Source organism: Eubacterium sp. AF19-12LB, from assembly GCF_003479125.1.
Taxonomy (GTDB): domain Bacteria; phylum Bacillota; class Clostridia; order Lachnospirales; family Lachnospiraceae; genus Eubacterium_U; species Eubacterium_U album.
In genome coordinates, this window is record NZ_QUGP01000041.1 from 1 (window position 1) to 538 (window position 538).

The 538-nt window shown below is 34.4% G+C and carries 1 pseudogene; it reads left to right on the forward strand.

What is annotated here, in order from left to right:
* Positions 1-538: pseudogene (locus DWX29_RS12510) on the forward strand (hypothetical protein); the annotation flags it as partial.

A 538-nucleotide genomic window follows, 5' to 3' on the forward strand; every position in this document is an offset into this window, starting at 1 on the left:
TAATAGAATCATATGAATATGACTTAAACGGAAATGTAACAAAACATTATGAAAGTGGAATAATAAACGGCAAAAAGAAGACCACAACATATGAATATGACAGCCTCAACAGACTTGTGTCGGAAAAAGGAGACAAGACAGTAACATACACATATGATGATGTGGGAAATCTTCTAAAGGAGACAATAGGAAAAAAGTCCACAACATACACTTACAATAATTTAAATCAGCAGATTACAAAAAAGGGAAGCTCAGTATTTAGCATAAAACGTTCAAACAAATACAGCGAAAACGGAACGGCGAAAAGAACGGTAAATCCTGAAAAAGAAATAAAAACTTATGAGATTAGTTCGCTTATGGATGGAACCGTAAGTGAAATAAAAAAAGGAATTTCGGAAAAGACGGCATACACATATGACGGCCTTGGAAACAGAACAAGAGAAACAATTACAACAGGACTAATCAAAAAGAAGAAAAAGGAAAAAGAGTATGTGTGGGACTACACGGAAAAATATCCCGTACTGCTTGAAGAAAAGGA